Genomic DNA, 24,530 nt, shown 5'->3' with positions numbered 1-24,530 from the left:
GGAAGGTTCACTCGAAGGCTCCCACGGTGACCGCGTCCATGCTGGGGACGGTGTTGGCGGCCGGGGAGGGTTACACCACTATCAGGGACTCAACTTTGTGACTTGCGCGGCTTCTGCACCGTCGGTTGAGGGCTTGAGCCTCCGCTGGCCCAGGGGACGGCCCTGACCAGTGCCGGGCCCTGTGTGGTGTGGCCTGGGTCTGCCAGCCACAGCGGCCGGTCTTTAGCGCCAGGTAGGCGGTGGGGCTTTCATCGTGGGGATGGCGGCGCCCAAGGTGCTGCTGAGGGCCCGTGCATCGGCGAACGCCTGATAGGTGGGTGAAGTAGATGCGGGCACGAGGCCAGCGCGTCAGAGTCAGCCTGAGTTCTTTGAGAGATGAGGGGCGGGCATGAAGAGGTCGCGCATGGATCAGCGTGTAAGGCGCCGCGCGTGCCTGAGGCCATATGCGCGGGTAGTTCAGGCAATGGGGCAGGCAACGGGCTTCCAGGAAGAACAGGTGAGCGCAGCGTCTTTAGGAAACAAGGATTGGTCGTGTCCGGATGGTCTTACCAGTACCCAGCGCCACGCTCATGTAGATCTTGGGGGTCTGTGGGCCCCCGGACTCGCGAGCCAGTTGGGCGAGGCCCCGGGCGACTTCGGTGTCGATGTACCACGACGCGTTTTCCCCCGGATCGATTCTACGAGGCAGTGATGGCCCAAGCAGTTCAGGTGCGCTCAGCGCGATGTAGGTGACATCCCACCGATGCACCCTCATCGCGACTCGCTGGACCGTCAGCGAAGCACGCCCGACATTGGCTACTGCGACGCCATGTACTTCTCGGCCTTGGATATCGCGACTCCGCAACAGTTCAAGGCTGGAAGGCGCGGAACGTTTTCTGGAGATTGCACCCATGTAGATGCCATCTGCGGCTTGCAGCCCATGCATCAGCGTCACACGGGCCCGAGCTGACGACAGCACCCATTGAGCTATTTGCCATGTCAGGGACAAGCCCGCCACCCCGAGGGATAGCGAGGCAACGACCAACGAGAGTACCGGGAGCCAGCCCTGGGGCGATGAAGGATCCATGAAAGTGGACCTTAACCGTGTCGAAGCCACAGCCTCTTTCTGCGCAGTCTCAACACATGGCGCCCAGTATGGTGGCTCTAAATGTTCACCAAGGCGCGTGTGGCCGTGTTGGACGTTGCTCTTGGACATGTGCGCGGGGGTGGCGGAACCCAGCCGATAGAAGCGGCCAGGGCCGGGGCTGTCGTGGTCAAGGTGTGCAAAGCGCCACGTAAGTCGATGCTGGGGAAGTGGCGGCCCCTCCAACCTGAAACGGGATGGGCTGGAGGGGCCTTCGCGGGAGGCCCGGAGGGGGGATGGGCCTGCGACCGCGCGGGTTCAGCGTATCGGTCAGAACAGGTTCTGCCAGGTGTAGTCGCTGATCTGTGGTTTCTCCTGGTCGTCGCTCATCTGGAAGACGAACAGACGGCGGGTCTGGCCGTCGTGGGTCTTGCCCCCCGGTTCGCGCCAGGTCCAGGTGACGTTGACGTAGATCGCGTTCGGGTCGCTGTCGGGGACGATGGCCGCGTCCGGTTCGCTGGTCCAGTTCCCTTCGGCTGCGGCGACCCACTCCGGGGTGGAGGTTCCGCGATCGGAGACGATGATCTTCTTGGCCCGTGCTGGCGTCATCAGATGCGCCGCGCGCGGGGCCGACGCGGACTCGTCCAGGTCCTCGGCCGGCTTCCAGGTGGTCATGATGCGCGCCGCCTCGACGGCGACTTCTTCGGCCTTGCTGGCGGGCGCGTAGCTCAGGGGTCCAGCCGTGGGCGTGGGGGTGCTCGTGCTCATCGTGGCCGGGGCCGGGGTGGTAGCTGCGGCGGCTTGGCCCTCGGGTGTCGCCGTAGGGCGGGTGAAGGTCCAGAGCAGCAGAGCGCCGGCCAGTGCAGCCAGGCACAGCAGGGCCAGGCTGGTCAGGGCCATGAGACGTTGGCGGTTCATCGGATGCCTTTCGGGTCAGGATGCGCAGGCGTCGGTGACGTCGCGGCCGTGCGGGCAGGCGGCCACGCCGTTGGCTTCGAGGATGGGGCGGGGGTCTACGGTGCGGGACTGCTCGAACATGCCGCCGGGGGAGTCGGGCATGTTGATCATGAAGTGCAGGTGGTGCTTCTCGGCCAGGCCGGTGTCGCCCTCGGTGCACAGGGCCTTGCCTGCCGGGACGGAATCTCCCACGGCCACGCGGACGCTGCCCTCGGCGCAGTGCAGGTAGGTCATCACGTACCCAGGTTCGGCGATCTGGCGGCCGCGCACGAAGATGCCCGAGTCCGCGTCGAGGTTGATCTGGGTGATGGTCATGGCCGTGGCGGCCACGACGGTGCCAGGGGAGCCGTCCGGGTTGGCGAAGTCGATCCCGTTGTGGTTGCGGATGACGTCGGAGCAACTGACGCCGGACACGCAGTCACGCCAGCCGTAGCCCGAGGTGAAATAGGAGCCGGGCAGGGGATGGGTCCAGTCACCGGCGACGACGACATCATCGCCGCCTATGACGGGCTTGCACTCGGTGGTGTAGATCGCGGTGCGGGCCAGGATTTCGGTGTGGTAGGCCGTGGCCTCGGGGGCCTCGGGCAGACCGCCGACCTCCAGGACGGTGTTGTGGCCCAACCGGTAGCCGGAGAGGACCATGCGCACGAGCAGCTCTTCGTCGCCCTTGGCCAGGTGCCGATACTGGTCCTTGAGCCACTTCAGGAACCGGCCCTGCGCGGCGATGGAGTCGTGGCCGTTGTAGGGGTCCCCGCCCTCGCCGAAGGTCGGCCAGGTGTCGTCCTTGAACTGGCCGAGTCCACGCGCCCCGGAGGGTGAGGTGACGGTGGGGTCCCAGCGGGACTCCTGGAAGATCTGGGAGGCGATCACCTCCTGGCTGAAGCCGGAGACCTGGGCGGCCTTGGCCACGTCCTCGCGGTACTCCTCGGGGATCTGGGCTTGGCCGGCCTCACCAGCGGCGCAGATTTCCGCGACGCCGCCGCCGGTCTGGGAGGTCTTGGAGGCGTGGAAGGTCGCCGCGGCCACAAACGGGAGCAGGACGAGGGTCGCGCCCAGGATCAGCAGGAACAGGACAACGAGGGCCAGTCCTGCGCGCTTCACGCCAGCCCCTCGATGAGGGCAGCGGTGGCCTCGAGGTAGGCGCGGCGGGTCTTCTTGTGCAGGCGGTCCCAGTCGATCTCGTCGCCCTCGTCCAGAGCGGGGTCGAAGGGGATGACGATGACGGCGGCGACGTGCTGGGCCAGCAGCTCGCGGACCTTGTCCAAGCGTTCGGTGGAGGCTTCGGCGGGCTGGGTGATCAGGGCGATGGAGCGGGAGAGCTTGTCGGCGTGGCCGGCCTTGCGCAGGGCGTCGATGGTCACGAAGGCACGGCGGGCGGCGTCCTCCTTGTTCGTGATGGCCACGACGACGGTGTCGGCCACGTCCACGGCTGCTTGCCAGGTGGCGGCGGTGGAGGCGTTGCCGGTGTCCACGATGGCCAGGTTGTAGTGCTGGCGCAGGACTGCGTGCATTTGACGGAAGGCGTCGGCGTCGATGACCTCGCGGTCGCCCGCGTGGTCCTGGGAGGCCAGGACGTGGAAGCGGTTGTCGCCCTGGGCGCGGACGTAGCCGGTGAGCTTATCGACGTGCTCGGGGGTGCGGAACTGGTCGATGTTGGCCAGCAGGTCCAGGGCGGTGTGGTGGTGGGAGGCCGGCATGGCGCGGTCGGCCAGGTTGCCTGCGTTCTCGTTGTTGTCCCAGGCCAGGACGGTGCCACCACGGACGCGGCCGAGGGTGGCCGAGAGCAGGTAGGTCGCGGTGGTCTTGGACGCGCCGCCCTTGATGTTCACGACGACGGCGGTGCGGTGCCCGGGCAGTCCGCGCTGGATGGTGGTGATCAGCTCGCGGGCGTGCAGCTCGTCGGCGGAAGGGGCCAGGTGCCAACCGAAAGCCTCGTTGAGTGCGCCGCGCCAGCCTTCGCGGGCAGGGGCCTTACGGCGGCGCTCGGGGCGGGTGCGGGTGGCGAACGTTTCGGCGGTCGAGACCGGGGCCGCGGGGGTCATGGGCGCGGTGGGGGTGAAGTGCTGGTCGGTGATGCCGGGCAGGTCGGAGGTGATCGTGACCTCGTGGCCGAGCCGGTCGGCGGCGGACTGGCCGATGGTGGCCAGGGCCGAGGGCTGCACGGGTGAGGCGACGCCAGTGGGGTCGGTCAGGGTGAAGGCCGTGTAGGAGAACGTGTAGGCGGGCCGGGCCGTGGTGTCCGGGGCGGGCGTGAGCTGCCCGTCCTCGTGGACGGTGAAGGTGGCAGGGTCCACCGGCAGGGCGTTGTAGGTGTCCGTGACCGCGATGGTGGGGGTGTGGCCGCTCCGGGAGGTGGTCACGGTGTCCAGGGCGGTGGCCAGGTCGGTGGCCGGCAGGCGGGTGCCGGTGGAGTCGGTCAGGATGACCTGTCCGGTCAGATGCAGGGTGGTGCTCATGGTCGGTTCCTCCTGGAACGGTGGCCGGGGTGGCCGCGTCTTGTCTGGGGTCGTCCTGGATTCGCGTGCAGGGGGTGGGGATGTGTGGCAGGGCTGAGCATGAGCAAGGCCCCCACCCGGGCGGGTGGGGGCCTTGGCTGCGTCGTCGCCGGTCGGGAGGTGCCTAGAGGCTGGGTCCGGCGACGGCTGGGGTCGGGGCGGTCGTGGACTCCAGGGCGCGGGCCTCGGCAATGGCTCGGGTGTAGGCGCCGGGGTTGAATCCGCTGGTGGTCGTGGTCGGGGTTTGCAGGATCGGGGTCTGGAGGTGGCCGGCCTGGCGGAAAGCGTCCACGAGGTCAGGGCGCTCGGTGAGGTCGACGTAGGTGTACGGGACCTGCGCGCGGTCGAGTACCTTCCGGGCCAGGCGGCAGGGATCGCAGCGCGGTTGGCCGTAGAGGGTGATGGGGGTGGTCATGGTGTCCTCCTGCATCAGAACGGGTTCTCGGTCTCGATGCGCTCGACGTCGTCGGCCAGCTCCTCGGCGGTGAGGATCAGCTCGCAGATGTCCTCGACGGTGAGGTCCTTGTCCGTGGCGTTGTCCAGCCACCATCCGGCGCGGGTCAGGGTCTGGGCGGCCGCCAGGACGTCGGTGATCTGCTGGTGCTGGTCCGGGGTCTCGTCGGAGCCGAGGACGTCGGAGAGCACCTGGTAGCGCACGCGGGTGGCCCAGTTGACCTGCTTGTCCGAGCCGGTGAGGTCGGGCAGGTCATGTTCATGCGCGAACTGGTCGGCGTCCAGGAGTGTCTGCCGGTTCTGCAGCTCGAGGTCCTCAGCGCTCTTCTTGCGGAAGCAGGAGGTACAGACGCGGTTCTTGCCCAGACCGAAGGCGTGAGCCTTGCGCCGGCCAGCGGGGACGCGGGCGAGGTCCACGGTCTCGGTGTGGCCGCAGCTGAACTCGATGGGGAGCTTGGTCTTGATCGCCATGATGATCCTTCGTCGGACGGTGTGGTCGAACGGGATTCGCGCGGGGCGGTGGTGGTGGTGTGTCCGCGGGATCAAGAGGCGAGGGCGTGGATGCGGTCGGTCACGCCGGGCAGGGTGGTGATCGCGGCGACGTCGCGGGCGAGCTTGGCGGCTGCCACGCGGGTGTAGACCATCGTCGTGGACACGTCGGCGTGGCCGAGTAGATCGCGCAGGGCGAGGATGTCCAGCGAGGCGGAGTAGACGTGGGTGGCGAAGCGGTGGCGCAGGGTGTGGGCGGACCATCCGGGCTCGAGCAGGTCGTTGATGCGTTGGGCGATGGAGGCGGGCAGGTAGTGGCCGGTGGGGTTGCGGTCGGAGGGGAAGAGCCAGCCGGTAGAGGGCACGAGCTGGAGGGCTTCGGCCAGGAGCGGGTGGACGGGGACGTGGCGGATGTGTCCGCCCTTGCCGGTCACGCGGATCAGGTCGTCGTTGATGTCCTCGGCGCGTAGGGCTGCCATCTCTCCCACGCGGAGTCCGCTGAGGGAGCCGAGAAGGAGCATGAGGATGTCGGTGGGGCGGGTGCAGCGGGCGACGGCGGCGCGCAGGACGTGGTCAGGGGTCGGCCGGGGCAGGCCGCGGGGGACCTGGATGTGGGGCAGATCGAGGGTGGGGTCCATCGTGGTGCGGCCGGCTTGCTGCGCCCAGCGGTAGTAGCTGCGGATTGCGTCGAGGGCGTTCTTGCGGGTTGCGGGGGACTTGCCGACGGTGCCCAGCCAGGCGGTGATCATCGGAGCGTCGAGGGTCCACGGGGTCTGGCCGGCGGCCGCGGCCCAGGTGGTGAGGCGGGTGGCGTAGTGGAGGCGGTTGGCCACGGTGCGGGGACGTCGAAAGACGCTGAGCCAGGACTCGAACGCCGTGACGTCTGGGGAGATGTGCCTCGGGTGCGACATGGGAGCCTCCTGCCATCGGGTTGGATTCAGTGATGGTGACAGAAGCTGCGTGGGCAAAAACGGAGGGGCTGCCCACATGTGGGCAGCCCCTCCGGTGTGGGTGGCTGTGCAGGAGCACGCTGGCGCTCCAGCACTGCAAGTCTGCGTAAGGGTGGCAGGACTTTGACAGTCGGAAAGGTTGACGATCTCTACGCGCGGGGAGCTGACTCCCATGTGACGAACTCGGCTGCAGTTCGCCCGCTGGTGCCATAGACCTGCACCGTGTAGGTGTCACCGGCTATTGAGTCAAAGTCGAAGGACCAGTGAGTCGTTGATTCGCTTTCTTTCCTGAGCTTGAGGCTAGAGCGAGACTCCGAGGGGTACTTCGAGAGAATTGCACTCTCTGCGCGGCGGCGAGCAGAGTCACGGTCATCGCGTCCGGGCTGGCTCCGCTGCAGTTTGTCAAGCAAGAACTGGACTGTGGGGAGGGTTTGCACTACTTGCAACGCGACCATGATTGTGGTGATGCCGTCGGCCCCTACTCCGCCAGCGTTTTTTGAGTACTCCTCGAAAGCGCCGGATGTCCACCCCAGCTCGTGACGCAGTTCCTCGGTGAGATCTTCGAGTGCGCCGAGCGACCAGCCGTCGGACGGAGTGGAAACGTGTACGAACTTGGATGGGGGTTCCCCAAGCTCGAAGGTGGATACCTCGTATTCCAGGATGCCGTTTTTTACAGTGTGGACATCGATGCTGTCGATCATGTTGTAAACCCTAAGCGCCGAGGCGGGGTAGTGCTATCGGGAAAATCGTTCGGCAACTTCGGCGTGAGAGCGACGTGAACCCTGGAGGCGCGTTTTTAGCCGAAGCGTGGCTGGGGAACGAACATGAGGCCGATCCAAGCCAGTGCGCCGAGGATGGTGGGGGCAGCGTAGAGGTCTGCGGGGCCACCCATGTACCAGACGAAGCCGGCGACCGCGGCGACGGCGAACGCGAGGAACTTGGCCATCGCCAGCAGCGAGCTGAGGGGTCGGAGGATGAAGCCGATGACGGCCATGACTGCGATGCCGATGAAGAGCCACATGGCGGGTGCCTTCCTGGTGAGTGATGGGATCAGCGTGCGGGACGGCGCGGACGCGTTAGGGAGAACACAAGGGCCAGCGTGGCCTTCACGGTCTCATTAAGCAGTATTGGGGACAAATAATCGAAGGGTTGTTGGTTCGAATCCAACCGGGGGAGCAAAAACAAGGCCCTGACTAGGCACGATGCCGAGTCAGGGCCTTTCTCGTACCGCGACAACGGCCGCGATCCACCGGAAACCTACCGCTTTCAATCAGGACGCCGCCGCGCCCTCCGTCCTCCAGAATCCCGAGAGGACGTCCGTCCGGTCCGCCGCCTCGGCTGACCGCGCGACGTAGTGCGCCCGGGTCACCGCCTCGTTCGCGTGACCGATCTACGCCGACGCCGCCGCGAGACCGTGGGCGTCCGCGATCCACGACGCCGCCGACTTCCGGAGCACGTGCGGATGGACCCACTCGAAGCCGATCGCCTTCATCGCCGTTCGCCACTGACGATGGAAGTTGGACGGGTCCCGGAGGGTCCCCGTCGCCGAGGGGAACACCATCTCCGGGACGATACCGAGGGCCGTGATCGCGTCCCACCGCTCCCGGAGGAGCGACACCGAGCCCGACTCGAGCGTCTTCACGAGGTGAGAGCTCGCTGACTTTGCGTGAGCCTGCCGGACGACCCCGGCCCCGCGCACGGGCACCACGGCGCCGTTGATGTCCACCGTCCCGGCGCCGAGGTCCACGTCGGACCACCGCACCGCCAGGACCTCGGAGGACGAGGCGCGGAACGCGTGGCTCGAGGAGACCATCGCCGCCATGAACGCCGAGACGGCCGCCCTCCTCGAAGGGCTCCCGGCCCCCGAGCTGGACGCCGAGGACCGCCAACTCGAGGCCGAGCTCATGCGGGGGCTCTGACCCGGCCCCAGGGCACCCACGGCGCCCCGTTCCCCTTTCGAGGGGGCGGGGCGTCTAACCGTCCCTGGCGGGGTCGCTGAGTTTATTCACAGGGCGGCACTCGGATGTCCTGACACTTTACGGAACGGCTACCCTTCGTTCGGTGAGGCGGCTTGTCTGCGAGCCCACCGCAGAGCCGCCTCAATTGCCTAGGCACGTCGATGAAGTCATGAGAAGGGAACAGCGGCGATGGATGACGTACGTGACCATGATGGGCCGGAGCCCACGTCGACCCCGTTCCCAGCTACAGGTGCTACCTTTGCGGCACCTGGAGGCTCCCACCCGAACCGAACCGATGCTCCGGCATCTGGTTCCTCGACCCCCCAGGATGAGAGAGGAGCACCCCATGTCGATCACCACCTTCCCGAAGCTCCCGCAGATGCCTCGGACCGGGGCGTCAATGCGCCTCGACCAGACGTCGAACATGAACCGACTCATGTCCGAACTTCAGAGGACTCAGATACGAGTCATTCGCCCGACGAGGCGTGTCTCGACGACGCAGGCAATCTCGTCCGGCCTGAAGTCCATGAAGGTGAATTCCCGCTAAGAGATCAAGAAGTTGACAGAATCGCGACCGTTGCGACAGAAGTAGCTGTTGCCGCTTTCCAGTCGATTTCTGCCTCCTATAGTGGGCCCATCCCCGATTCTGCTGAGTTCTACAAGTACGAGCCTGAGGATCGGGAGCGGATCCTCCGCATGTCTGAGGCTGGGTCTACGGACGAGTCGGCGAGGCGAGACCGAATCGTCAACGCCAGTATCGCCGAGATGAAGGGTGGCCGATGGATGTCTTTCATTCTGCTCATCAGCGGGATGTTCGGTGCCATCCTGACTTTCGCTTTATTCCATAGCATTCTCCTAAGTGCCGCCTTTTTGGCCGCCCCTCTGTTTAATTCTGCAACGGCATTCCTTGGTGGACGAAATGGAAATAGGGGAAGTTCCGTCGCTGGCAAGAGAATCGAGGATGACGGGGCTGACGTCTAATGGCGGTGGAGAAGCTCCTTAGCTGTGGCTCTCCCGGGGTTGCTGGACGACGCCAGCGCCCGCCGGGGCCCCGGCCGGACCTTCTGGCTGTTCCCTTTCCACGGGTTCACTTTCCTTAGCCGCCACTCAGGCTACGCTCAGCCTCATGATCCACCCCGCCCGATTCGTCGCGCCGACCTTCGCCGCGATCGGCGCCCTCGCCCTGACCGCGTGCTCTTCCGCGTCCACGTCCTCCGCCCCGACCGTCACCGCGACGGCCACGGAGACCGTCACCGCGTCCGCGACGCCCCGCGCGGCCGCCTCTACGGCCGCGTCATCTACGACGCCGCCCCTCGTCTTCATGGCCCGATGGGTCCCGGAGGACACCTCGGACACCCGAGCGACCGAGGGCATCGTGAACGTGTGGGCCAACGGTCGGACCATCGACAACGAGCGGAAGGCGCGGCTCCCGTCGCGGCACGGGGGCGTCGACTACTACCTCGTCACCGCGAACGGCGCGACGCCGGGGATGGAGGTCTCCATGAGCGTCACGACGATCACATCGACGCCGGGTTCGGTGGAGTGCACCATCTCGCAGGAAGGCGCCCCGGACCCGTTGATCCGCGTCCGGTCCCAGCCGACGGCCAGCGGCGAGCAGATGAGGCGCGCCGAATGTAAGGCCGTCGTCCCGGGGCGTTGACCTCGTAGAGACCCACCGTTTACCCACCGGAAACGACGCGAAACAACCGGATCGAAGCGGAGCTCGGCCACCCTTCGTCCCCGCAGGTCTGGCGGAATCGCGCGGAGGATGGGACGACGCCCGAGGCCGCCGGAATCCCACCCGGTCAATCGAAGGGCTGTTGGTTCGAATCCAACCGGGGGAGCCGAGCAGAGGCCCCTGCACCGACCATGTCGGTGTGGGGGCTTCTTCGTGCCTGGAGGACGACCGGGCCGAACAGCTCAGCTAGGGTGATGTCGAGCCACCCCGCGATCGAGGCCAGTTCCGGGAGAACAGCTGGGGGACTGGTGTGCGATCAGGTGCCAGGTGGATCGAGCCGCCTGGCTGGCATCGGACGGAACCGGGACACGACGCCGTCGGTGACGTCGGAGGCGCAGGAGAAGGCGTGCCTTCCCGTAGCCGGGCCGTTCGTGGGAGAGCAGGCTTGGGATCTGCTCGGCTTCGGCAGGTGCGCGTCGCTGTGGAGGGAGCCGCGTCGACGACGGTCTTCGGGAGCATCTGGCTCAGTGCGCTCACCGCCCTGCCGCCTGGAATCGACCCGTTCCGGGCCGTGGGTCTCCATCTGGGGGCAGCCGCGCGCATCGGCTTCATCCTGCACGTGCTGACGCGCGGTTCTGCCGGCCGGGCGGCCTGATCCCACCCTCCGGGTGATCACGGCGTCGGATCGAACCTGACAGGTCAGCGTCGGCGCCGCGGTGGACGGCATGCACCACCCCCACGAGCGCCGTGTCGCGTCCAGCACTCGGATGCGCCCGCCCGCGCCCTCACTCCGCCAGGAACTCCAGCAGGATCCGGTTGAACTCCTCGGAGTGGCTGATGCTGAAGCCGTGCGGGGCATCCTTGACGAGTTCGACGCGGCTGCCGTCGATCGCCTTGTGGGTCCGCTTGCCGGAGCCCTTGAACGGCACGATCTGGTCGGCGTCGCCGTGCAGGACCAGGGTCGGCACGGTCACCGCCGGCAGGTCGCGGCGGAAGTCGGTGGCTCCGAACGCGTCCATGCAGGCCAGCGCCGCCGTCTGGTCGGACTGCAGCGCCATCCGGATGGCCTCCTGGCGCTGCTCCTCGGTGACCTTGAGGCTGCTGGTCAGACCGGCCAGCTTGGGGGTAGAGAAGAACGTCGTCGTGAAGTCGTCGAAGAACGACTCACGGTCCTCCTCGAGACCCGCCCGCATCTCGGCGGCCTGCTTCTCGGTCAGCGGGCCGTCGGGGTTGTCCTCGGTCTTCATCAGGTACGGGGGCACCGCGCCGGCGAACACCACCGAGTGGATCCGGTCCGCGCCGAACCGGGACATGTAGCGCGCCACCTCGCCACCGCCCATCGAGAAGCCCACGAGCGTCACGTCACGCAGGTCGAGCTCGGTGAGCAGACCGTGCAGGTCGGCGGTCATCGTGTCGTAGTCGTACCCGCCGGCGGGCTTCTCCGAGGCGCCGAAGCCCCGCCGGTCATAGGTGATCACGCGGTAGTGCGGGGACAGGGCTGCGACCTGGTCCTTCCACGAGTCGAGGGTCAGCGGCCAGCCGTGGATGAGGACCACGGGACGTCCGTGGCCGGCCTCCTCCACGTTCAGCCCGATCGTGCCGTGGTCCGTGGGGATCTGCATGAGGGTCATGTGCGTCTGCCTTCCTGTGCTCTCGGGGGACGACGGCGGCGCTCAGCCACCGCTTCCTCTTCACGCTAGGCACGCGCTCGGCGCGTGTCAGGCTTCGGTCTCCGCCATCCTGCGCAGCGTCAGCGCGTTGAACGCGGCGTGGCCGTGGTTGTCGTTGTTGAAGTAGACGTAGGCGGGCCGCGCGCCCGCCGCGTCCCCGGCCGGGCCGCCGTCGTCCGCGCCGGTCAGCCCCCGCAGCCGCCCCACCCAGGGGGCGAGCTCGGCGTCGGAGAACGAGCCGCCGTAGCGCCAGTCCGGGTCCGCGTTGTGGAAGCGCACGTAGGCGAGGCGCCCGGTCGCGCGCAGGACCGGCTCCCGCCCAGCGATCACCGAGACCACGAACCCCGCCCCGTGCCGGTCGAGGAGGTCGAACACGTCCTCGTCCAGCCAGGACTCGTGCTGGACCTCCACCGCCACGCGCACCCGCTCGGGCAGCAGGCCGAGGAACCCGGCGAGTCGGTCGTCGTCGCGGTGCAGGTTGGCCGGCAGCTGCAGCAGCAGCGGCCCGGCGTGGTCACCGAGCAGGTCCAGGGTGTGCACGATGCGCTCCACCCAGTCCTGCGGCTCGTTGAGCTTGCGGTAGTGGGTGAGGTAGCGGGAGGCCTTGACGGCCATCTCGAAGCCGGCGGACAGGCGCTCGCGCCATGCCTCGACGGTGCTGTCCGCCGGCCAGCGGTAGTGGGAGCCGTTGAGCTCGACCGTCCGGAAGCGCTCCGTGTAGTGGTCGAGCTGATCGGCGATCCGCAGCCCCTGCGGGTAGAAGGTCCCGCGCCAGTGCTTGTAGGTCCAGCCGGAGGTCCCGATCCGCACGTCCATCCCCCGACGATAGCCCCGGCCCGGGTTCCCGGGTCTTGCCTTCACCCTCCGTCGCCCGCGTAGCGTCCCGCTGATCATCGCGGTGGCTCAGAGGTACGACCGGAAGATGGGCATCGGCTCCCTGATCGCCACGATGCTCCCGTCCTCGATCGCCTTCCTGCCCGCGTGGACCGGCATGGTCATCGGCTGGAGGTGGCTGGGCCTGCCGCCGGGCCCGAACGCCCGGTCCAGTACGCGCCGTGACCGGCCCGGCGCCCGCCCGCGACCCGGGCGCCCGTCCACTACTGTGACAGGAATGGACACGACGCGATTCGACGACGACCTGCGCGCGATGCTCGGCGAGGTGGAGTCCGACCGCCGCGGCGAGCCCTCCGACTACCTCGAGGACGTCGCCGGCCAGCATGTGGACGGCCTCGCCGTGGCGGTGTGCACGGTGGACGGCCACCAGGCCGCCGCCGGGGAGACCGAGCACGCCTTCGCGCTGCAGTCGGTCTCCAAGGCCCTCACCTACGCGGTGGTGCTGCAGGAGATCGGCCTGGACCACGTGCTGGAGGACGTGGGCGTCGAGCCCTCCGGTGAGTCGTTCAACCACCTGTCCCTGCACGACGACGGCCGGCCGTGCAACCCGCTGATCAACGCCGGCGCCATCCTGGTCCACTCCCTCCTGCCCGCCGGGGACGAGGACGAGCGGACGGCCCTGCTGCTGCGCCGCTACAGCGCGCTGGCCGGCGTCGAGCTGGAGGTCTGCGAGGACGTCCTCGACGCCGAACGCACCCGCGCCGACCGCAACCTGGGCCTGGCCCACCTGCTCGCCGACGCCGGCCGGCTGCCCATCTCGGCCCGCGAGGCCGTGGCCGGGTACCTCGCGCAGTGCTCGGTCCTGGTCACCGCACCCCAGCTGGCCGTCATGGGCGCCACCCTCGCCGCTGGCGGCACGAACCCCGTGACGGGGGAGCGGGTGCTGGACGAGTGGGTGGCGCAGCAGACGATGTCCGTGATGCTCACCTGCGGCATGTACGACGCCAGCGGCCAGTGGGTGGCCGAGGTCGGCGTGCCCGCGAAGTCCGGCGTCTCGGGCGCGCTGCTCGGTGCCGTGCCCGGGGCCCTGGGCCTCGCCGCGTGGTCGCCCCGCCTGGACGAGCAAGGTAACTCCCGGCGTGGCATCGGGTTGTTCGAGGGGCTCAGCTCGCGCTGGGACCTGCACGTGCTCCAGCACCGTGGCGCCCTGCGCGGCCTCAGCGGGCCCCGCTGACGCCTAGCCGCCGCCGCCAGGGCCACGCCGACGACGCCGCGCCCCGTCCCTTGTCACCCTCTGACGCGCGCCGCGTAGCATCGGGCCCATGACCACTCCAGAGAAGAAGGACGACGCCCCCGCGATCCCCGTGCAGGACTCCCAGCTGGCCCACGACGACCCGCGCACCCGCCACCCGAAGCTCCACATCACCAAGCAGCGCCAGCCCGAGCCGGGCCTGGACGTGAAGACGGATCCCGTCCCGGACATCGGTCTGGACTCGTACCGGGGGGCGGGCCGGCTGACCGGCCGCAAGGCCCTGATCACCGGCGGCGACTCCGGCATCGGCGCCGCGGTCGCCATCGCCTACGCCCGTGAGGGCGCGGACGTCGCCATCGCCTACCTGCCTCAGGAGCAGCCCGACGCCGACCGCGTCCTGGCGGCGATCGAGGCGGCCGGGCGCACCGCCGTCGCGCTGCCGGGCGACCTGATGGACGCCGACTACCGCGCCTCCCTCGTGGACGAGGCCGCGCAGCGCCTCGGTGGTCTGGACATCCTCGTGAACAACGCGGGCAAGCAGTTCATCTCCGATGACCTGGCCGATCTCACGGACGAGCAGGTCCACGAGACGTTCCAGATCAACATCATGTCCATGTTCACGCTCAGCCGCGCCGCGCTGAAGCACATGGGCCCGGGCAGCACGATCGTGAACACCACCTCGGTGCAGGCCTACAACCCCAACCCGAAGCTCCTCGACTACGCCGCCACCAAGGGCGCCATCAACAACTTCACCAAGGGCCTGGCCGAGCAGGTCGGCCCGAAGGGCATCCGCGTCAACGCGGTGGCGCCCGGGCCGATCTGGACGGTGCAGCACGTGTCCTACGGTGAGCCCGACGAGAAGCTGCCCGAGTTCGGCCACAGCACCCCGCTCGGCCGCGCCGGCCAGCCCGTGGAGATGGCGCCCGCCTACGTGTTCCTGGCCTCGGGCGAGTCCAGCTACGTCAACGGCGAGACCCTCAACGCCAACGGCGGCACGCCCACGCCGTGACGCCCGGCGGCCGCGGACCCGGGGAGGACCGCGCCTGATCGGTCGGGCGGTCGCGACGGCACTACAGTGGCCGCCGTGACCGCCCGCCTCCTCGCCGACGTCGACACCGGCATCGACGACGCCTGCGCCCTGCTCCACCTCGTGGGCGCCCACCGCCTGGGTGCCGGCCCCGAGCTCGCGGCCGTCACCACCACGGGCGGCAACGCGACCGCCCGGGACTGCGCCCTGAACACGGCCGCGGTGCTGGACCTGGCCGGCCGGGCCGACGTCGAGGTGGCCGTCGGTGCCGAGACCCCGCTGCGCCGCCCCGCGGTCACCACCCCGGAGACCCACGGCGACGGCGGTCTCGGCCATGCCCGGATCGATCGCCGCCCCGAGCGGCTCTCGCCCCGGCCCGCCGTGGACGTGTGGCTGGACGAGCTGCGGGCCCACCCCGGGGAGACGACGATCCTCTGCACCGCGCCGCTGACGAACCTGGCCCTCGCCCTGCGCGCCGAGCCGCGCCTGCCGTTCCTCGCCCGTGGCATCGTGATCATGGGCGGCTCCTTCTATCATCCGGGCAACACCACGCCCACCGCCGAGTGGAACACCTGGGTGGACCCGGACGCCGCGAAGGAGGTGTTCGCGGCCTTCGAGGGCCTGCCCGAGGACCGCCTGCCGATCGTCTGCGCGCTCGAGACCACGGAGCGGATCGAGTACACGCCGGCCCTGCTGGACGGACTCCTGGCCGACGCCGGGGCCCGCCCCGTCGGCTGGTCTGCGGACCGTCCGCGGGTCGCCGGGCCGGACGCCGCGACCGGCAGCCCCGTCCTGGACGTGCTCGCCGACGCGCTGCGCTTCTACTTCGAGTTCCACCTCGACTACGACCAGGGCTACATCGCGCACCTGCACGACCTCTTCGCCGCCCAGGTGGCCGCGGGGCAGGCCCGCATCGCCACGCGGGCCACCGTCGTCGACGTCGAGGCGGACTCGGAGCTGCTGCGCGGCACGACCGTCCACGACGCGCGGGACATCTGGGGCAGGCGCCCCAACGCCCGGCTCGTCACGGCCAACGACCCCGCGGAGGTGTTCGCGGCCTTCGCCCGCGCGGTGGGCGCCGTCGTCGCGGGGGAGCGCACGCCCGACGGCGGTGCCCCGGCCTGGTGACCGCCGTCGGGAATGCCGGCCGCCCGCGCGAGGTTGCACCCGACGCATCCGCCCGACCCCGACCTTCCAGGAGCTCCCTCATGACCAGCGTGTCCACCGTCCCCTTCCACGATGGCCAGCAGATCCCGCAGCTCGGGCTCGGCGTGTGGAAGGTCGAGGACGACGTCGCGGCCGACGTCGTCGAGCAGGCGATCCGCGCCGGCTACCGCCACATCGACACCGCCGCGATCTACGGGAACGAGGAGGGCGTGGGCCGCGGCATCGCCGCGTCCGGCGTCGCCCGCGAGGAGCTGTTCCTCACCACCAAGGTGTGGAACTCGGACCAGGGCTACGAGGAGGCGCTCGCAGCCCTCGACGTCTCGCTCGACAAGCTCGGCACCGACTACGTCGACCTCTACCTCATCCACTGGGCCAAGCCGGCGCAGGGGAAGTACCTGGACACCTGGAAGGCCCTGATCGAGGCGCAGAAGCGGGGCAAGGTGCGCTCGATCGGCGTCTCCAACTTCCCGGCCGCCCAGCTCGAGGAGATCATCGAGGCCACCGGCGTGGTGCCCGTGATCCACCAGGTCGAGACCCACCCGTACTGGCAGCAGCGCGAGCTGCGCGAGGTCGAGGGCTGCCACGGCATCGTCCACGAGTCCTGGTCCCCGCTCGGTCAGGGCGGCGACCTCCTCGCCGACCCCGTGGTCACGGAGATCGCCGAGGCCCGCGGCGCGACGCCGGCCCAGGTGGTCATCGCGTGGCACCTCGCGAAGGGCTTCGTGGTCATCCCCAAGTCCGTGACGCCCGAGCGCATCGTCTCGAACCTCGAGGCCGCGGGGGTGGATCTGACCGCCGACGACGTCGCCCGGATCGACGCCCTCGACCGCGAGGACGGCCGCCTCGGCCCCGACCCGGCGGTCATCGACTTCTGATCCAGGCGCCACCGCGCGCACCCGGCCCGTCCCCCTGGGGGCGGGCCGGTGATAGTTTTGCTCGAGAATGCCCGGTGGCCGCCGCGCCGCCCGGGCGCATCTGTCCAGGCACTCCACGGAAGGCATGCACCATGTCCCACCAGGCTCCCCCCGCCGATGCGTCGAAGGCCCGCGCGCCGCGGACCGCCGTCCCGGTGACCCCGCAGACCCGCGCGAGCTCGCTGACCGACCTGCTCGGCGCCGTCGTGCGCCTGCTGCCCCTGCAGATGAAGGACGAGCTCGCGCTCGCCAAGGGACACGTGGCCGCGAAGGGCAAGAAGGCCGGCATCGGCGCCGGCGTCGCGGTGGTGGGCCTGTTCTTCCTCGCGCTCATGGTGGTCGCCCTCGTGGTGACGCTGATCGGCGCCTTCGCCGACCCGACCTTCTGGTTCCCGGCGCTCATGGTGGCGCTGGCGTTCCTCGTGCTCGGCCTGATCTTCGCCGGCGTCGGCCTCGTGATGGTCAAGGGCGCCATGCCGCTCGTGCCGCAGGAGACCGTGCGCAACCTCGAGTACGACCTCGGCTACCTCAAGGAGGGCAACGCCTTCGACCCGGCCGAGTACGACCGCCTCAAGGCGGAGCGCGCCGAGGCCAAGCGTGTCGAGGCCGCCCGCGAGGCCGAGCGGAAGAAGGTGGAGAATGAGGAGAACAAGAAGGCCCGCAAGAACGGCGAGGCCGCTCCCCACCCGGACCGCGACGACGCCTCCGAGGCGGAGATCCGTCGCCGTGCCGATCTGCGCCGCCGCCACCTGGGCGACATCCGCTCCGGCCTGGACGAGAAGACCAGCGTGAAGGGCCAGCTCGCGGCCTTCGCCGCCCAGCGCAAGGGTCGCGGCGTCACCCCCGAGACCGCGCACGCCACCGAGCAGACCGCGCCGTTCACCGGTGCCGCCCGCGCGGGGGAGCGGACCGCCGAGGCCGAGGACTACGTGAAGGACAACTGGCAGCCGCTCGCGCTGCTCGGCGCCTCCTCCGCCGCGTTCGTGGCGCTCGCCGGCCGCCTGCGCCGCCGCTGACCCGGGGGGCGCCCGCCCTCGCCAGCCCCCGAGGCCCCGATCCCCACGGATCGGGGCCTCGTCGTCTGCGGGGAGGGGCGACGGCGTCGGTAGGCTGGGCGTGTGGGGCGCCCGGCGGGGGCGTCCGACCGCGGACCCTGGAGGAGCGACCCATGCGTGTGATCGACGTCGGCCTGCGCGAGGGCCACGAGTACCGCGTCCGCGACACCTGGCTGACCGTGCCGAACCTCATCACCCTGGCCCGCTTCGCCCTGGTGCCGGTGTTCGTGTGGCTCACCGTCGACGGCCGGCACCTGGACGCGTTCGTGATCCTCGCGGTGCTCTCCGGCACGGACTGGGTGGACGGCTACGTGGCGCGCCGGTTCGACATGATCTCCACGGTCGGGCGGTGGCTCGATCCGGTGGCGGACCGCCTCTCCCTGCTGGTGGTGGCCGTGACGTTCGTGGCCACCGGCATCGCCCCGCTCTGGCTCGCCCTGGCCATCGCGATCCCGGACGTCGTGCTCGCCGCCGTGTGCCTGTGGCTGTTCGGCGGCAGCCCGGACCTGCCGGTCACGGTCCTGGGCAAGGTGCGCACCGCGCTGCTGCTGGTGGGCACGCCCCTGCTGCTGCTCGCCCGCGTGCCGGGGGTCGACGGCGGCCCGTGGAGCGGCGTGGCCCTGGCTCTGGCCGGCGCCGGTTGCCTGCTGCACATCCTCGCCGCGGGGGACTACCTCGTGCGCGCCGTGGGCAAGGCCCGCGGCCTGCGGGCGGACGGTCAGTACCCGCGCGAGGGCCCGTCCCGCCGGGGCTGACCCCTCGCGCATCCTCGTGCCGGCGCCGACGGTTGCTACCGTGGGACGCGCGCCGTGCCCGCGGCCGGTCCTCACGGCACGGGCCGGGCGCCGTCGTGCCATCGCCACCACAGAGAGGGACCGCCGTGTCCGACCGTCCCGGGATCGCCGCCGACCGCCCCCTGAAGGTGCTGATCGCCGCAGACACCTATCCGCCGCACGTCAACGGGGCCGCCACCTTCGGCCACCGCCTCGCCACGGCACTGCACGCGCGCGGCCACGAGGTCCACGTCGTGATGCCGCGCGGCGAGGCCGGCCCGGACACCGTGGAGCACCGGCCGGAGGCCACCGTCCACCTGCTGCGCTCCCTGCCGGCGCCGACGCACGAGTACTACCGCGTGGTGCTCCCGCGGCATGCCAAGACCTCCTTCCGCCGCATCTACCGCGAGGTCCAGCCGGACGTCGTGCACGCCCAGTGCCATTACATGATCGGCGAGGCCGCCATCAACGAGGCCGAGCGGCGTCGCATCCGGATCGTCTCCACGAACCACTTCATGCCGGAGAACCTCGAGCCGTTCCTGCCGTTCCCGCAGTGGTTCCTGGACATCGTCTCCCGGGTGTCGTGGAAGGACATGGGTCGGCTCATGGGCAAGGGCGCGGTGGTCACCACCCCCACGGCCCTCGCCGCGCAGGCCATGGCCGAGCACGCCGGCCTGGACAACGTCCTCCCGATCTCCAACGGCATCGACGCGAGCGCCTACGAGCTGCAGCCGGGGGAGAGGGTGGACCATCCCGGCCATCCGGTCGTGCTCTTCGTGGGGCGGCTGGCCGTGGAGAAGAACGTGGAGGTGCTGATCCGTGCGATCGCGCACCTGGCCCGCACTCGCCCCGACCTGGACGTGCACGCCGAGATCGTCGGCGACGGCGAGCAGCGCGACCGCATCCGTGCCACGGTGGACGAGGAGGGGGCGGCCGACCGCGTCCTGCTGCGCGGCCACGTCTCCGAGGAGGAGCTGCGGGCGGCCTACCTGCGCGCCGACGTGTTCTGCCAGCCGGGCACGGCGGAGCTGCAGTCCCTCGTGACCCTCGAGGCGCTCAGCGCGTCCACCCCGGTGGTCCTCGCGGACGCCCTCGCGTTGCCCCACCTCGTGGACGAGGGCGTCAACGGCCACCTCTTCCCGCCCGGGGACCACGTGGCCCTGGCCGAGCGGATCGCCCGGATCCTCGACCTCTCGGACGCGGAGCGCGCCGCCATGGGCGAGGCATCCCACGCGAAGGCCCTGCACCATTCCGCCCAGAAGACGGTGGACATCTTCGAGCGCCTCTACCGCGGCGCGACGGCCGCCGAGGTCCGCGCGATGCTCTGAGCCCCGTCGGTAGGATGGGCGGGTCCCGCGCGATGCCGCGGGGGAGGGGCGTTAGCTCAGTCGGTCAGAGCAGGGGACTCATAATCCCTGGGTCGCGGGTTCAAGTCCCGCACGCCCTACGAGTAACGACCCCCGGCCGCGCGGTATGGCGCGGGCCGGGGGCCGTCGTCGTGCCGGGCGCTCAGTAGCGCGCGGCCACCGCGAGCATGTCGGACTTCATCATGGACGTGGAGGTGAACACCAGGCCCAGGTCCTCGTTGAGGGCGTGCGCGAGCTGGCCGCCGCCCATGTACATCGCCACGTGGTAGATGCGGCCGGTGGACTGGTTCGCGTAGAACACGAGGTCGCCGGGCTGGGCCTGGGAGATCGGCACGTAGGACTTCGCGGCGAGGTACTGGTCGCCGGCGCGGCGCGGGATGGAGATGCCGGCCTGGGCCAGGGCCTGCTGGGTGAGGCCGGAGCAGTCGAAGCCGGAGGGGCCGTTGCCGCCCCACGCGTAATAGGAGGACGGGTTCCGGACGGCGGCGCGCACATAGTCGACGGCGGCCTGCTTGGACGCGGGCGCCGGCGCGGGGGCAGCGGAGCGGGCGCTGGTGGTGGAGGTGGAGACCGAGGTGGTCTTCAGGACCATCCCCGGGTGCAGCATGGTCGAGGAGCTCATGCCGTTGATGGACTGCAGGCTCGAGGCGGACACCCCCGTGCGGTAGGAGATGATCCACCAGCCGTCGCCGGCCAGCACGGTGTAGGTCGATCCCGAGGTGGACGGCGCCGGGGCCGGGGCCGGGGTGGCGGTGCCGGAGGTCTTGAGGACCATGCCGGGGTGCAGCACGGTCGCGGCGGTCATGCCGTTGAGCGACTGCAGCGTGGACATGGAGACGCCGGTGCGCTGGGCGATGATCCACCAGCCGTCGCCGGAGCGGACGGTGTAGGTGGTCTCGGCGGCCTGGGCGGTCTCGGCGACGGACACGGTGCCGACGCCGGTCAGGGCGGCGGCTCCCAGGGCGAGGGCCACGGAGGCGGCGGCGGTGCGGGGGGCGCGACGCGAAGCGGCGCGCGAGGAGGTCACGGACATCGGATCTTCTTCCCGGACAGGACCTGCGGCCCATGAGGGTGGTGCCTCGGGGCGGTGCCCGGAGCGAGGCCGGACCGCGGGTGCGAGTTGACGAGCAGTGCGGATGACCGGGTACGCGAGAATGCGGAGGAAGCCCCGGTGTGGCGGACCGGTCGTAACCGATCCGTGATCAAGATACACGATCGTTATCGAAACGCAATCAGAAATTCGGATGACGCCCAGGTGGCCGCACGGTGCTCGACACCCCCCCCCGCTCGGCACCCTCCGCGCGCGGCCGTCCCCGCCCCGCTCCGGCGCGGCGCTAGCGTGGTCCGGGTGAGCCCCTCCCGCCCCCTGCGCCTGCTGATGGACGCCCGCTACACCCGCACCGACTTCCACGACGGCATCTCCCGCTACGGCGCGAGCCTCATCGAGGCGGTCGCCCGCCGGGCCGCCGCACCGGGCCCGGAGGGGGCCGACGTCGAGATCGCGATGCTGATCTCGGACGAACGACAGCTGGCCCTGCTCCCGGACGGCGTGCCGTGGCACCTCGTCTCCGGCCCCACCTCCCCACGCGAGCCGTTCGTGGCCCGTCAGGTCGCGCGCCTGCGGCCGGACGTCGTCTTCTCGCCCATGCAGACCATGGGTTCATGGGGGCGGGACTACGCCCTGATCCTCACGCTCCACGACCTCATCTACTACGAGCACCGCACCCCGCCACGGAACCTGCCCGAGCCGATCCGCTGGCTCTGGCGGGCCTACCACCTGACCAAGACCCCGCAGCGGCTCCTGCTCGACCGCGCGGACGCGGTCGCCACGGTCTCCCGGACGACGGCGGAGCTCATCGCCCGGCACCGCCTCACCCGGCGTCGGGTCCACGTCATCGCGAACGCGGCGCAGGCGGTCCCGGAGCCGCGGGACCCGGACGAGACCCCGGACCGCACGCTGCTCTACATGGGCTCGTTCATGGACTACAAGGACGTCGAGTCCCTCGTGGCCGCCGCGCCCCTGCTGCCGGGCTATGCGCTGCACCTGCTCTCCCGCATCAGCCCGGAGCGCCGCGGGCAGCTCGAGGCCCGGCTGGCCGAGCGCCGCGCCGCCGCGGGGGCCGCCGGCGCGGACGTGGTGTTCCACGACGGCACCGACGAGGCCGAGTACGTGCGCCTGCTCCGCCGGGCCACCGCGGCCGTCACGCTCTCCCACGCCGAGGGCTTCGGCCTGCCCGTGGCCGAGGCGATGGCCCATGGCACGCCGGTGGTGTGTTCGGACCTGCCGATCTTCCGCGAGATCGCCGGCGCCGGCACCCCGTCCTTCCGGGGTGTCCCGCTCGAGGGGGACCGGGCGGCCGCGCTCGCCGCCCGAGTGCGGGAGCTCGAGGACCCCGCCGAGTTCGCCGTGGCCTCCCGGGCGAGCGTCGCCCAGGCGGCCCGGTTCAGCTGGGACGAGTCCGCCCGCCGACTCCTGGACCTCACGGCCGCGCTGGGCGCGGAGCGGCGTGCGGCCAGAGCACGGACGGGCCGCTCCAGCCGATGAGCACCAGCGGGTCGAGGTAGCGGTCGAAGGCCGCGTCCCCCACCCGCCAGGCGTCGGGCTCCCGCACGCCCCAGTGCACGCACGCCCGCGGGCAGTGGGGTGGCGCCCCGGCCAGCCGCCCCACGGGGTCGCCCGCGTCGACGACGGCCCCCACCGCGACGTCGGCCTCCACCGGCTCGAGCGAGCTGCGGGTCCCGTCCTCGTGCTCGAGGGTCAGCACGGGGCGGTCGACCACGACCCCGGCGAACACGACCCGGCCCGTCGCCGGCGCCCGGATCGCCGCGCCGGACGGCACGGCGAAGTCCACGCCCCGGTGCCCCCGGCCCCACGGTCGCTCGGGCGCGACGAACGCGCGGAGCACGTCATCCGGGGCGGCGCCGGCGACGGGCGCGTGCCACGCGACCGGCGCGGCCGTCGATCCCGGACCGGCCGGGGACGCCGCGACGAGCAGCCGCGCGTCGGGTGCCGACGGTCCGGACGCGGCCCGCGACACGGGGACGAGGCCGCCCACCCCCAGGGCGAGGACGAGCCAGGCGAGCAGGGCCGCCGCGACGCAGCCCGCGATGTGCGGGCGCGGGAGCGGACGGGGGAGGAGAGTGCGAGGGGTCATGGCGTCAGCCTGGCGTCCCGGGCGGCCGCGCGGCGGGCCCGCAGTCCGATCGTGGAGAGCGCCCGCCGCACCGGCCCCTGTGCAGGAGTCGGCGATGGGAGCGGTCGCCCACCTGGGGTAGGATTCACCCCAGCGGTGTCCTGTGACCGGCCCTGTGCTGTGCCCCGGACGCCGACTCCGCGCATCGCGGTGGGTCGCTCCAGCGGCCCAGCCCCCACGCTCGGTCCCGTCCCCGCCGTCCTCCTGGAGAGGGCGTCGGCGCGGGTGCTCGTGGGGCCCGGCAGCCCGCCGTCGTGATGCCAGGGGCCGCCCGACCGGGCCGGCCGCCAACCGTCAAGAAATCGACCGGCAGACCGCCCGCGCGTGAAGCGCGGGGTGCCACGGCTGCCACAGAAGGGAACGTCATGCCCGTCGTGACCATGCGCCAGCTCCTCGACTCCGGTGTCCACTTCGGCCACCAGACCCGCCGCTGGAACCCCAAGATGAAGCGCTTCATCTTCACCGAGCGCAACGGCATCTACATCATCGACCTCCAGCAGTCGCTGTCCTACATCGACCGCGCCTACGAGTTCGTCAAGGAGACCGTCGCCCACGGCGGCACCATCCTGTTCGTCGGCACCAAGAAGCAGGCCCAGGAGGCCATCGCGGAGCAGGCCGGCCGCGTGGGCATGCCCTACGTGAACCACCGCTGGCTCGGCGGCATGCTGACCAACTTCTCCACCGTCTCCAAGCGCGTGCAGCGCATGAAGGAGCTCGAGGAGATCGACTTCGAGGACGTGGCCGGCTCGCAGTTCACCAAGAAGGAGCTGCTGCTGCTCAACCGTGAGCTCGAGAAGCTGCAGGCCAACCTCGGCGGCATCCGCAACATGGCCAAGACCCCCTCCGCCGTGTGGGTCGTGGACACCAAGAAGGAGCACCTGGCCGTCGACGAGGCCCAGAAGCTCGGCATCCCGGTCGTCGCCATCCTGGACACCAACTGCGATCCGGACGAGGTCGCCTACCCGATCCCGGGCAACGACGACGCCATCCGCTCCGTGAACCTGCTGACCCGCGTGGTCGCGGACGCCGTCGCCGAGGGCCTGATCGCCCGCCAGGGCGGCAAGTCCGGCCAGGCGGCCGCCGAGCCGATGGCCGAGTGGGAGCGCGAGCTGCTCGAGCAGCACAACGCCCAGCAGGCCGAGCAGGCCGAGGCCTCCGCCGCCGAGGCGCCGGCCGAGCAGGCCGAGGCCCCCGCCGCCGAGGCCGCCCCGCAGGGCGAGTGATCCCGGCCGGT

24 protein-coding genes and 1 tRNA gene are annotated in these 24,530 nt (G+C 70.5%); 12 read left to right on the top strand and 13 right to left on the bottom strand.

The annotated features are described in order from the left end of the window. Window positions 1-1,393: 1,393 nt before the first annotated feature. The 9 genes from ACUXPL_RS05485 to ACUXPL_RS05445 all read right to left on the bottom strand — a co-directional run bounded on the left by ACUXPL_RS05485 (window position 1,394) and on the right by ACUXPL_RS05445 (window position 8,220). Complete coding sequence (locus tag ACUXPL_RS05485) at window positions 1,394-1,963, bottom strand: hypothetical protein (protein WP_454102730.1); 570 nt, start codon at window positions 1,961-1,963, stop codon at window positions 1,394-1,396. Between the two features lie 33 nt (window positions 1,964-1,996). Then, a complete protein-coding gene (locus ACUXPL_RS05480) occupies window positions 1,997-3,121 on the bottom strand; it encodes a peptidoglycan DD-metalloendopeptidase family protein (protein ID WP_454182414.1) in 1,125 nt (374 codons plus the stop codon). Then, a complete protein-coding gene (locus ACUXPL_RS05475) occupies window positions 3,118-4,476 on the bottom strand; it encodes a MinD/ParA family ATP-binding protein (RefSeq protein ID WP_454102728.1) in 1,359 nt (452 codons plus the stop codon). Before ACUXPL_RS05475 ends, ACUXPL_RS05480 begins: the two co-directional genes overlap by 4 nt. Before the next feature lie 163 nt (window positions 4,477-4,639). After that, window positions 4,640-4,930, bottom strand: a complete 291-nt coding sequence (locus ACUXPL_RS05470) for a glutaredoxin family protein (protein ID WP_430754443.1) — start codon at window positions 4,928-4,930, stop codon at window positions 4,640-4,642. A 14-nt stretch (window positions 4,931-4,944) separates the two neighbouring features. Then, entirely contained in the window at window positions 4,945-5,439 is a 495-nt protein-coding gene (locus ACUXPL_RS05465) for a hypothetical protein (protein ID WP_430754444.1), read from the bottom strand. Between the two features lie 71 nt (window positions 5,440-5,510). Beyond that, the gene (locus ACUXPL_RS05460; RefSeq protein ID WP_454182412.1) at window positions 5,511-6,368 is read right to left on the bottom strand and encodes a tyrosine-type recombinase/integrase; all 858 of its coding nucleotides are present in this window, start codon (window positions 6,366-6,368) and stop codon (window positions 5,511-5,513) included. Between the two features lie 188 nt (window positions 6,369-6,556). After that, entirely contained in the window at window positions 6,557-7,108 is a 552-nt protein-coding gene (locus ACUXPL_RS05455) for a hypothetical protein (RefSeq protein WP_430754446.1), read from the bottom strand. A gap of 95 nt (window positions 7,109-7,203) precedes the next feature. Then, window positions 7,204-7,428 carry a hypothetical protein gene (locus ACUXPL_RS05450; protein ID WP_230297574.1) on the bottom strand — a complete coding sequence of 75 codons (225 nt, stop codon included), beginning with the start codon at window positions 7,426-7,428 and terminating at the stop codon, window positions 7,204-7,206. A 369-nt stretch (window positions 7,429-7,797) separates the two neighbouring features. Beyond that, window positions 7,798-8,220 (bottom strand): tyrosine-type recombinase/integrase, encoded by a 423-nt coding sequence (locus ACUXPL_RS05445; protein ID WP_454182410.1) that lies wholly within the window; start codon window positions 8,218-8,220, stop codon window positions 7,798-7,800. A 1,271-nt stretch (window positions 8,221-9,491) separates the two neighbouring features. Here ACUXPL_RS05445 and ACUXPL_RS05440 point away from each other — a divergent pair. Both ACUXPL_RS05440 and ACUXPL_RS05435 read left to right on the top strand, forming a co-directional pair. Beyond that, entirely contained in the window at window positions 9,492-10,025 is a 534-nt protein-coding gene (locus tag ACUXPL_RS05440) for a hypothetical protein (RefSeq protein WP_454182408.1), read from the top strand. 487 nt (window positions 10,026-10,512) lie between these two features. Beyond that, a complete protein-coding gene (locus tag ACUXPL_RS05435) occupies window positions 10,513-10,698 on the top strand; it encodes a hypothetical protein (protein WP_454182406.1) in 186 nt (61 codons plus the stop codon). 130 nt (window positions 10,699-10,828) lie between these two features. Here ACUXPL_RS05435 and ACUXPL_RS05430 read toward each other — a convergent pair whose 3' ends face one another. Then, window positions 10,829-11,674 carry an alpha/beta fold hydrolase gene (locus ACUXPL_RS05430; protein ID WP_454182404.1) on the bottom strand — a complete coding sequence of 282 codons (846 nt, stop codon included), beginning with the start codon at window positions 11,672-11,674 and terminating at the stop codon, window positions 10,829-10,831. Between the two features lie 87 nt (window positions 11,675-11,761). Beyond that, entirely contained in the window at window positions 11,762-12,523 is a 762-nt protein-coding gene (locus ACUXPL_RS05425) for a DUF72 domain-containing protein (RefSeq protein WP_454182431.1), read from the bottom strand. 76 nt (window positions 12,524-12,599) lie between these two features. Between ACUXPL_RS05425 and glsA the strand changes: the two genes are divergently transcribed. The 8 genes from glsA to ACUXPL_RS05385 all read left to right on the top strand — a co-directional run bounded on the left by glsA (window position 12,600) and on the right by ACUXPL_RS05385 (window position 20,182). Beyond that, window positions 12,600-13,781, top strand: coding sequence for a glutaminase A (glsA, locus tag ACUXPL_RS05420; protein WP_454182429.1), 1,182 nt, complete (start codon window positions 12,600-12,602; stop codon window positions 13,779-13,781). 88 nt (window positions 13,782-13,869) lie between these two features. Continuing rightward, window positions 13,870-14,808, top strand: coding sequence for an SDR family oxidoreductase (locus ACUXPL_RS05415; RefSeq protein ID WP_073116917.1), 939 nt, complete (start codon window positions 13,870-13,872; stop codon window positions 14,806-14,808). Between the two features lie 75 nt (window positions 14,809-14,883). Next, window positions 14,884-15,954, top strand: coding sequence for a nucleoside hydrolase (locus ACUXPL_RS05410; protein WP_454182402.1), 1,071 nt, complete (start codon window positions 14,884-14,886; stop codon window positions 15,952-15,954). 80 nt (window positions 15,955-16,034) lie between these two features. Then, entirely contained in the window at window positions 16,035-16,868 is an 834-nt protein-coding gene (locus tag ACUXPL_RS05405) for an aldo/keto reductase (protein WP_454182400.1), read from the top strand. Window positions 16,869-16,999: 131 nt separating this feature from the next. Further along, window positions 17,000-17,923: a phage holin family protein gene (locus ACUXPL_RS05400; RefSeq protein ID WP_454182398.1), complete on the top strand. Its 924-nt coding sequence runs from the start codon at window positions 17,000-17,002 to the stop codon at window positions 17,921-17,923. 152 nt (window positions 17,924-18,075) lie between these two features. Beyond that, window positions 18,076-18,717 carry a CDP-alcohol phosphatidyltransferase family protein gene (locus ACUXPL_RS05395; RefSeq protein WP_454182396.1) on the top strand — a complete coding sequence of 214 codons (642 nt, stop codon included), beginning with the start codon at window positions 18,076-18,078 and terminating at the stop codon, window positions 18,715-18,717. A 125-nt stretch (window positions 18,718-18,842) separates the two neighbouring features. Beyond that, window positions 18,843-20,063, top strand: a complete 1,221-nt coding sequence (locus ACUXPL_RS05390; protein ID WP_454182394.1) for a glycosyltransferase — start codon at window positions 18,843-18,845, stop codon at window positions 20,061-20,063. 45 nt (window positions 20,064-20,108) lie between these two features. After that, window positions 20,109-20,182 (top strand) — tRNA-Ile (locus tag ACUXPL_RS05385). A gap of 62 nt (window positions 20,183-20,244) precedes the next feature. On the opposite strand, the gene ACUXPL_RS05380 is transcribed toward ACUXPL_RS05385, so the two are convergent. Further along, entirely contained in the window at window positions 20,245-21,135 is an 891-nt protein-coding gene (locus tag ACUXPL_RS05380) for an NlpC/P60 family protein (protein ID WP_454182392.1), read from the bottom strand. A gap of 315 nt (window positions 21,136-21,450) precedes the next feature. Between ACUXPL_RS05380 and ACUXPL_RS05375 the strand changes: the two genes are divergently transcribed. Continuing rightward, a complete protein-coding gene (locus ACUXPL_RS05375) occupies window positions 21,451-22,647 on the top strand; it encodes a glycosyltransferase (protein WP_454182390.1) in 1,197 nt (398 codons plus the stop codon). Here the strand turns inward: ACUXPL_RS05375 and ACUXPL_RS05370 are convergent. Then, window positions 22,583-23,257: a peptidoglycan DD-metalloendopeptidase family protein gene (locus ACUXPL_RS05370; protein ID WP_454182388.1), complete on the bottom strand. Its 675-nt coding sequence runs from the start codon at window positions 23,255-23,257 to the stop codon at window positions 22,583-22,585. The genes ACUXPL_RS05375 and ACUXPL_RS05370 overlap by 65 nt on opposite strands. 404 nt (window positions 23,258-23,661) lie before the next feature. On the opposite strand from ACUXPL_RS05370, the gene rpsB reads away from it, so the two are divergent. Next, window positions 23,662-24,519, top strand: a complete 858-nt coding sequence (gene rpsB, locus ACUXPL_RS05365; RefSeq protein WP_180537148.1) for a 30S ribosomal protein S2 — start codon at window positions 23,662-23,664, stop codon at window positions 24,517-24,519. Window positions 24,520-24,530: the final 11 nt, after the last annotated feature.

The sequence above is a fragment of the Micrococcus sp. 140720015-1 genome (assembly GCF_053627595.1).
Note: the sequence above shows the minus strand (reverse complement) of the source record. Positions and strands in the feature narration are given on the sequence as shown.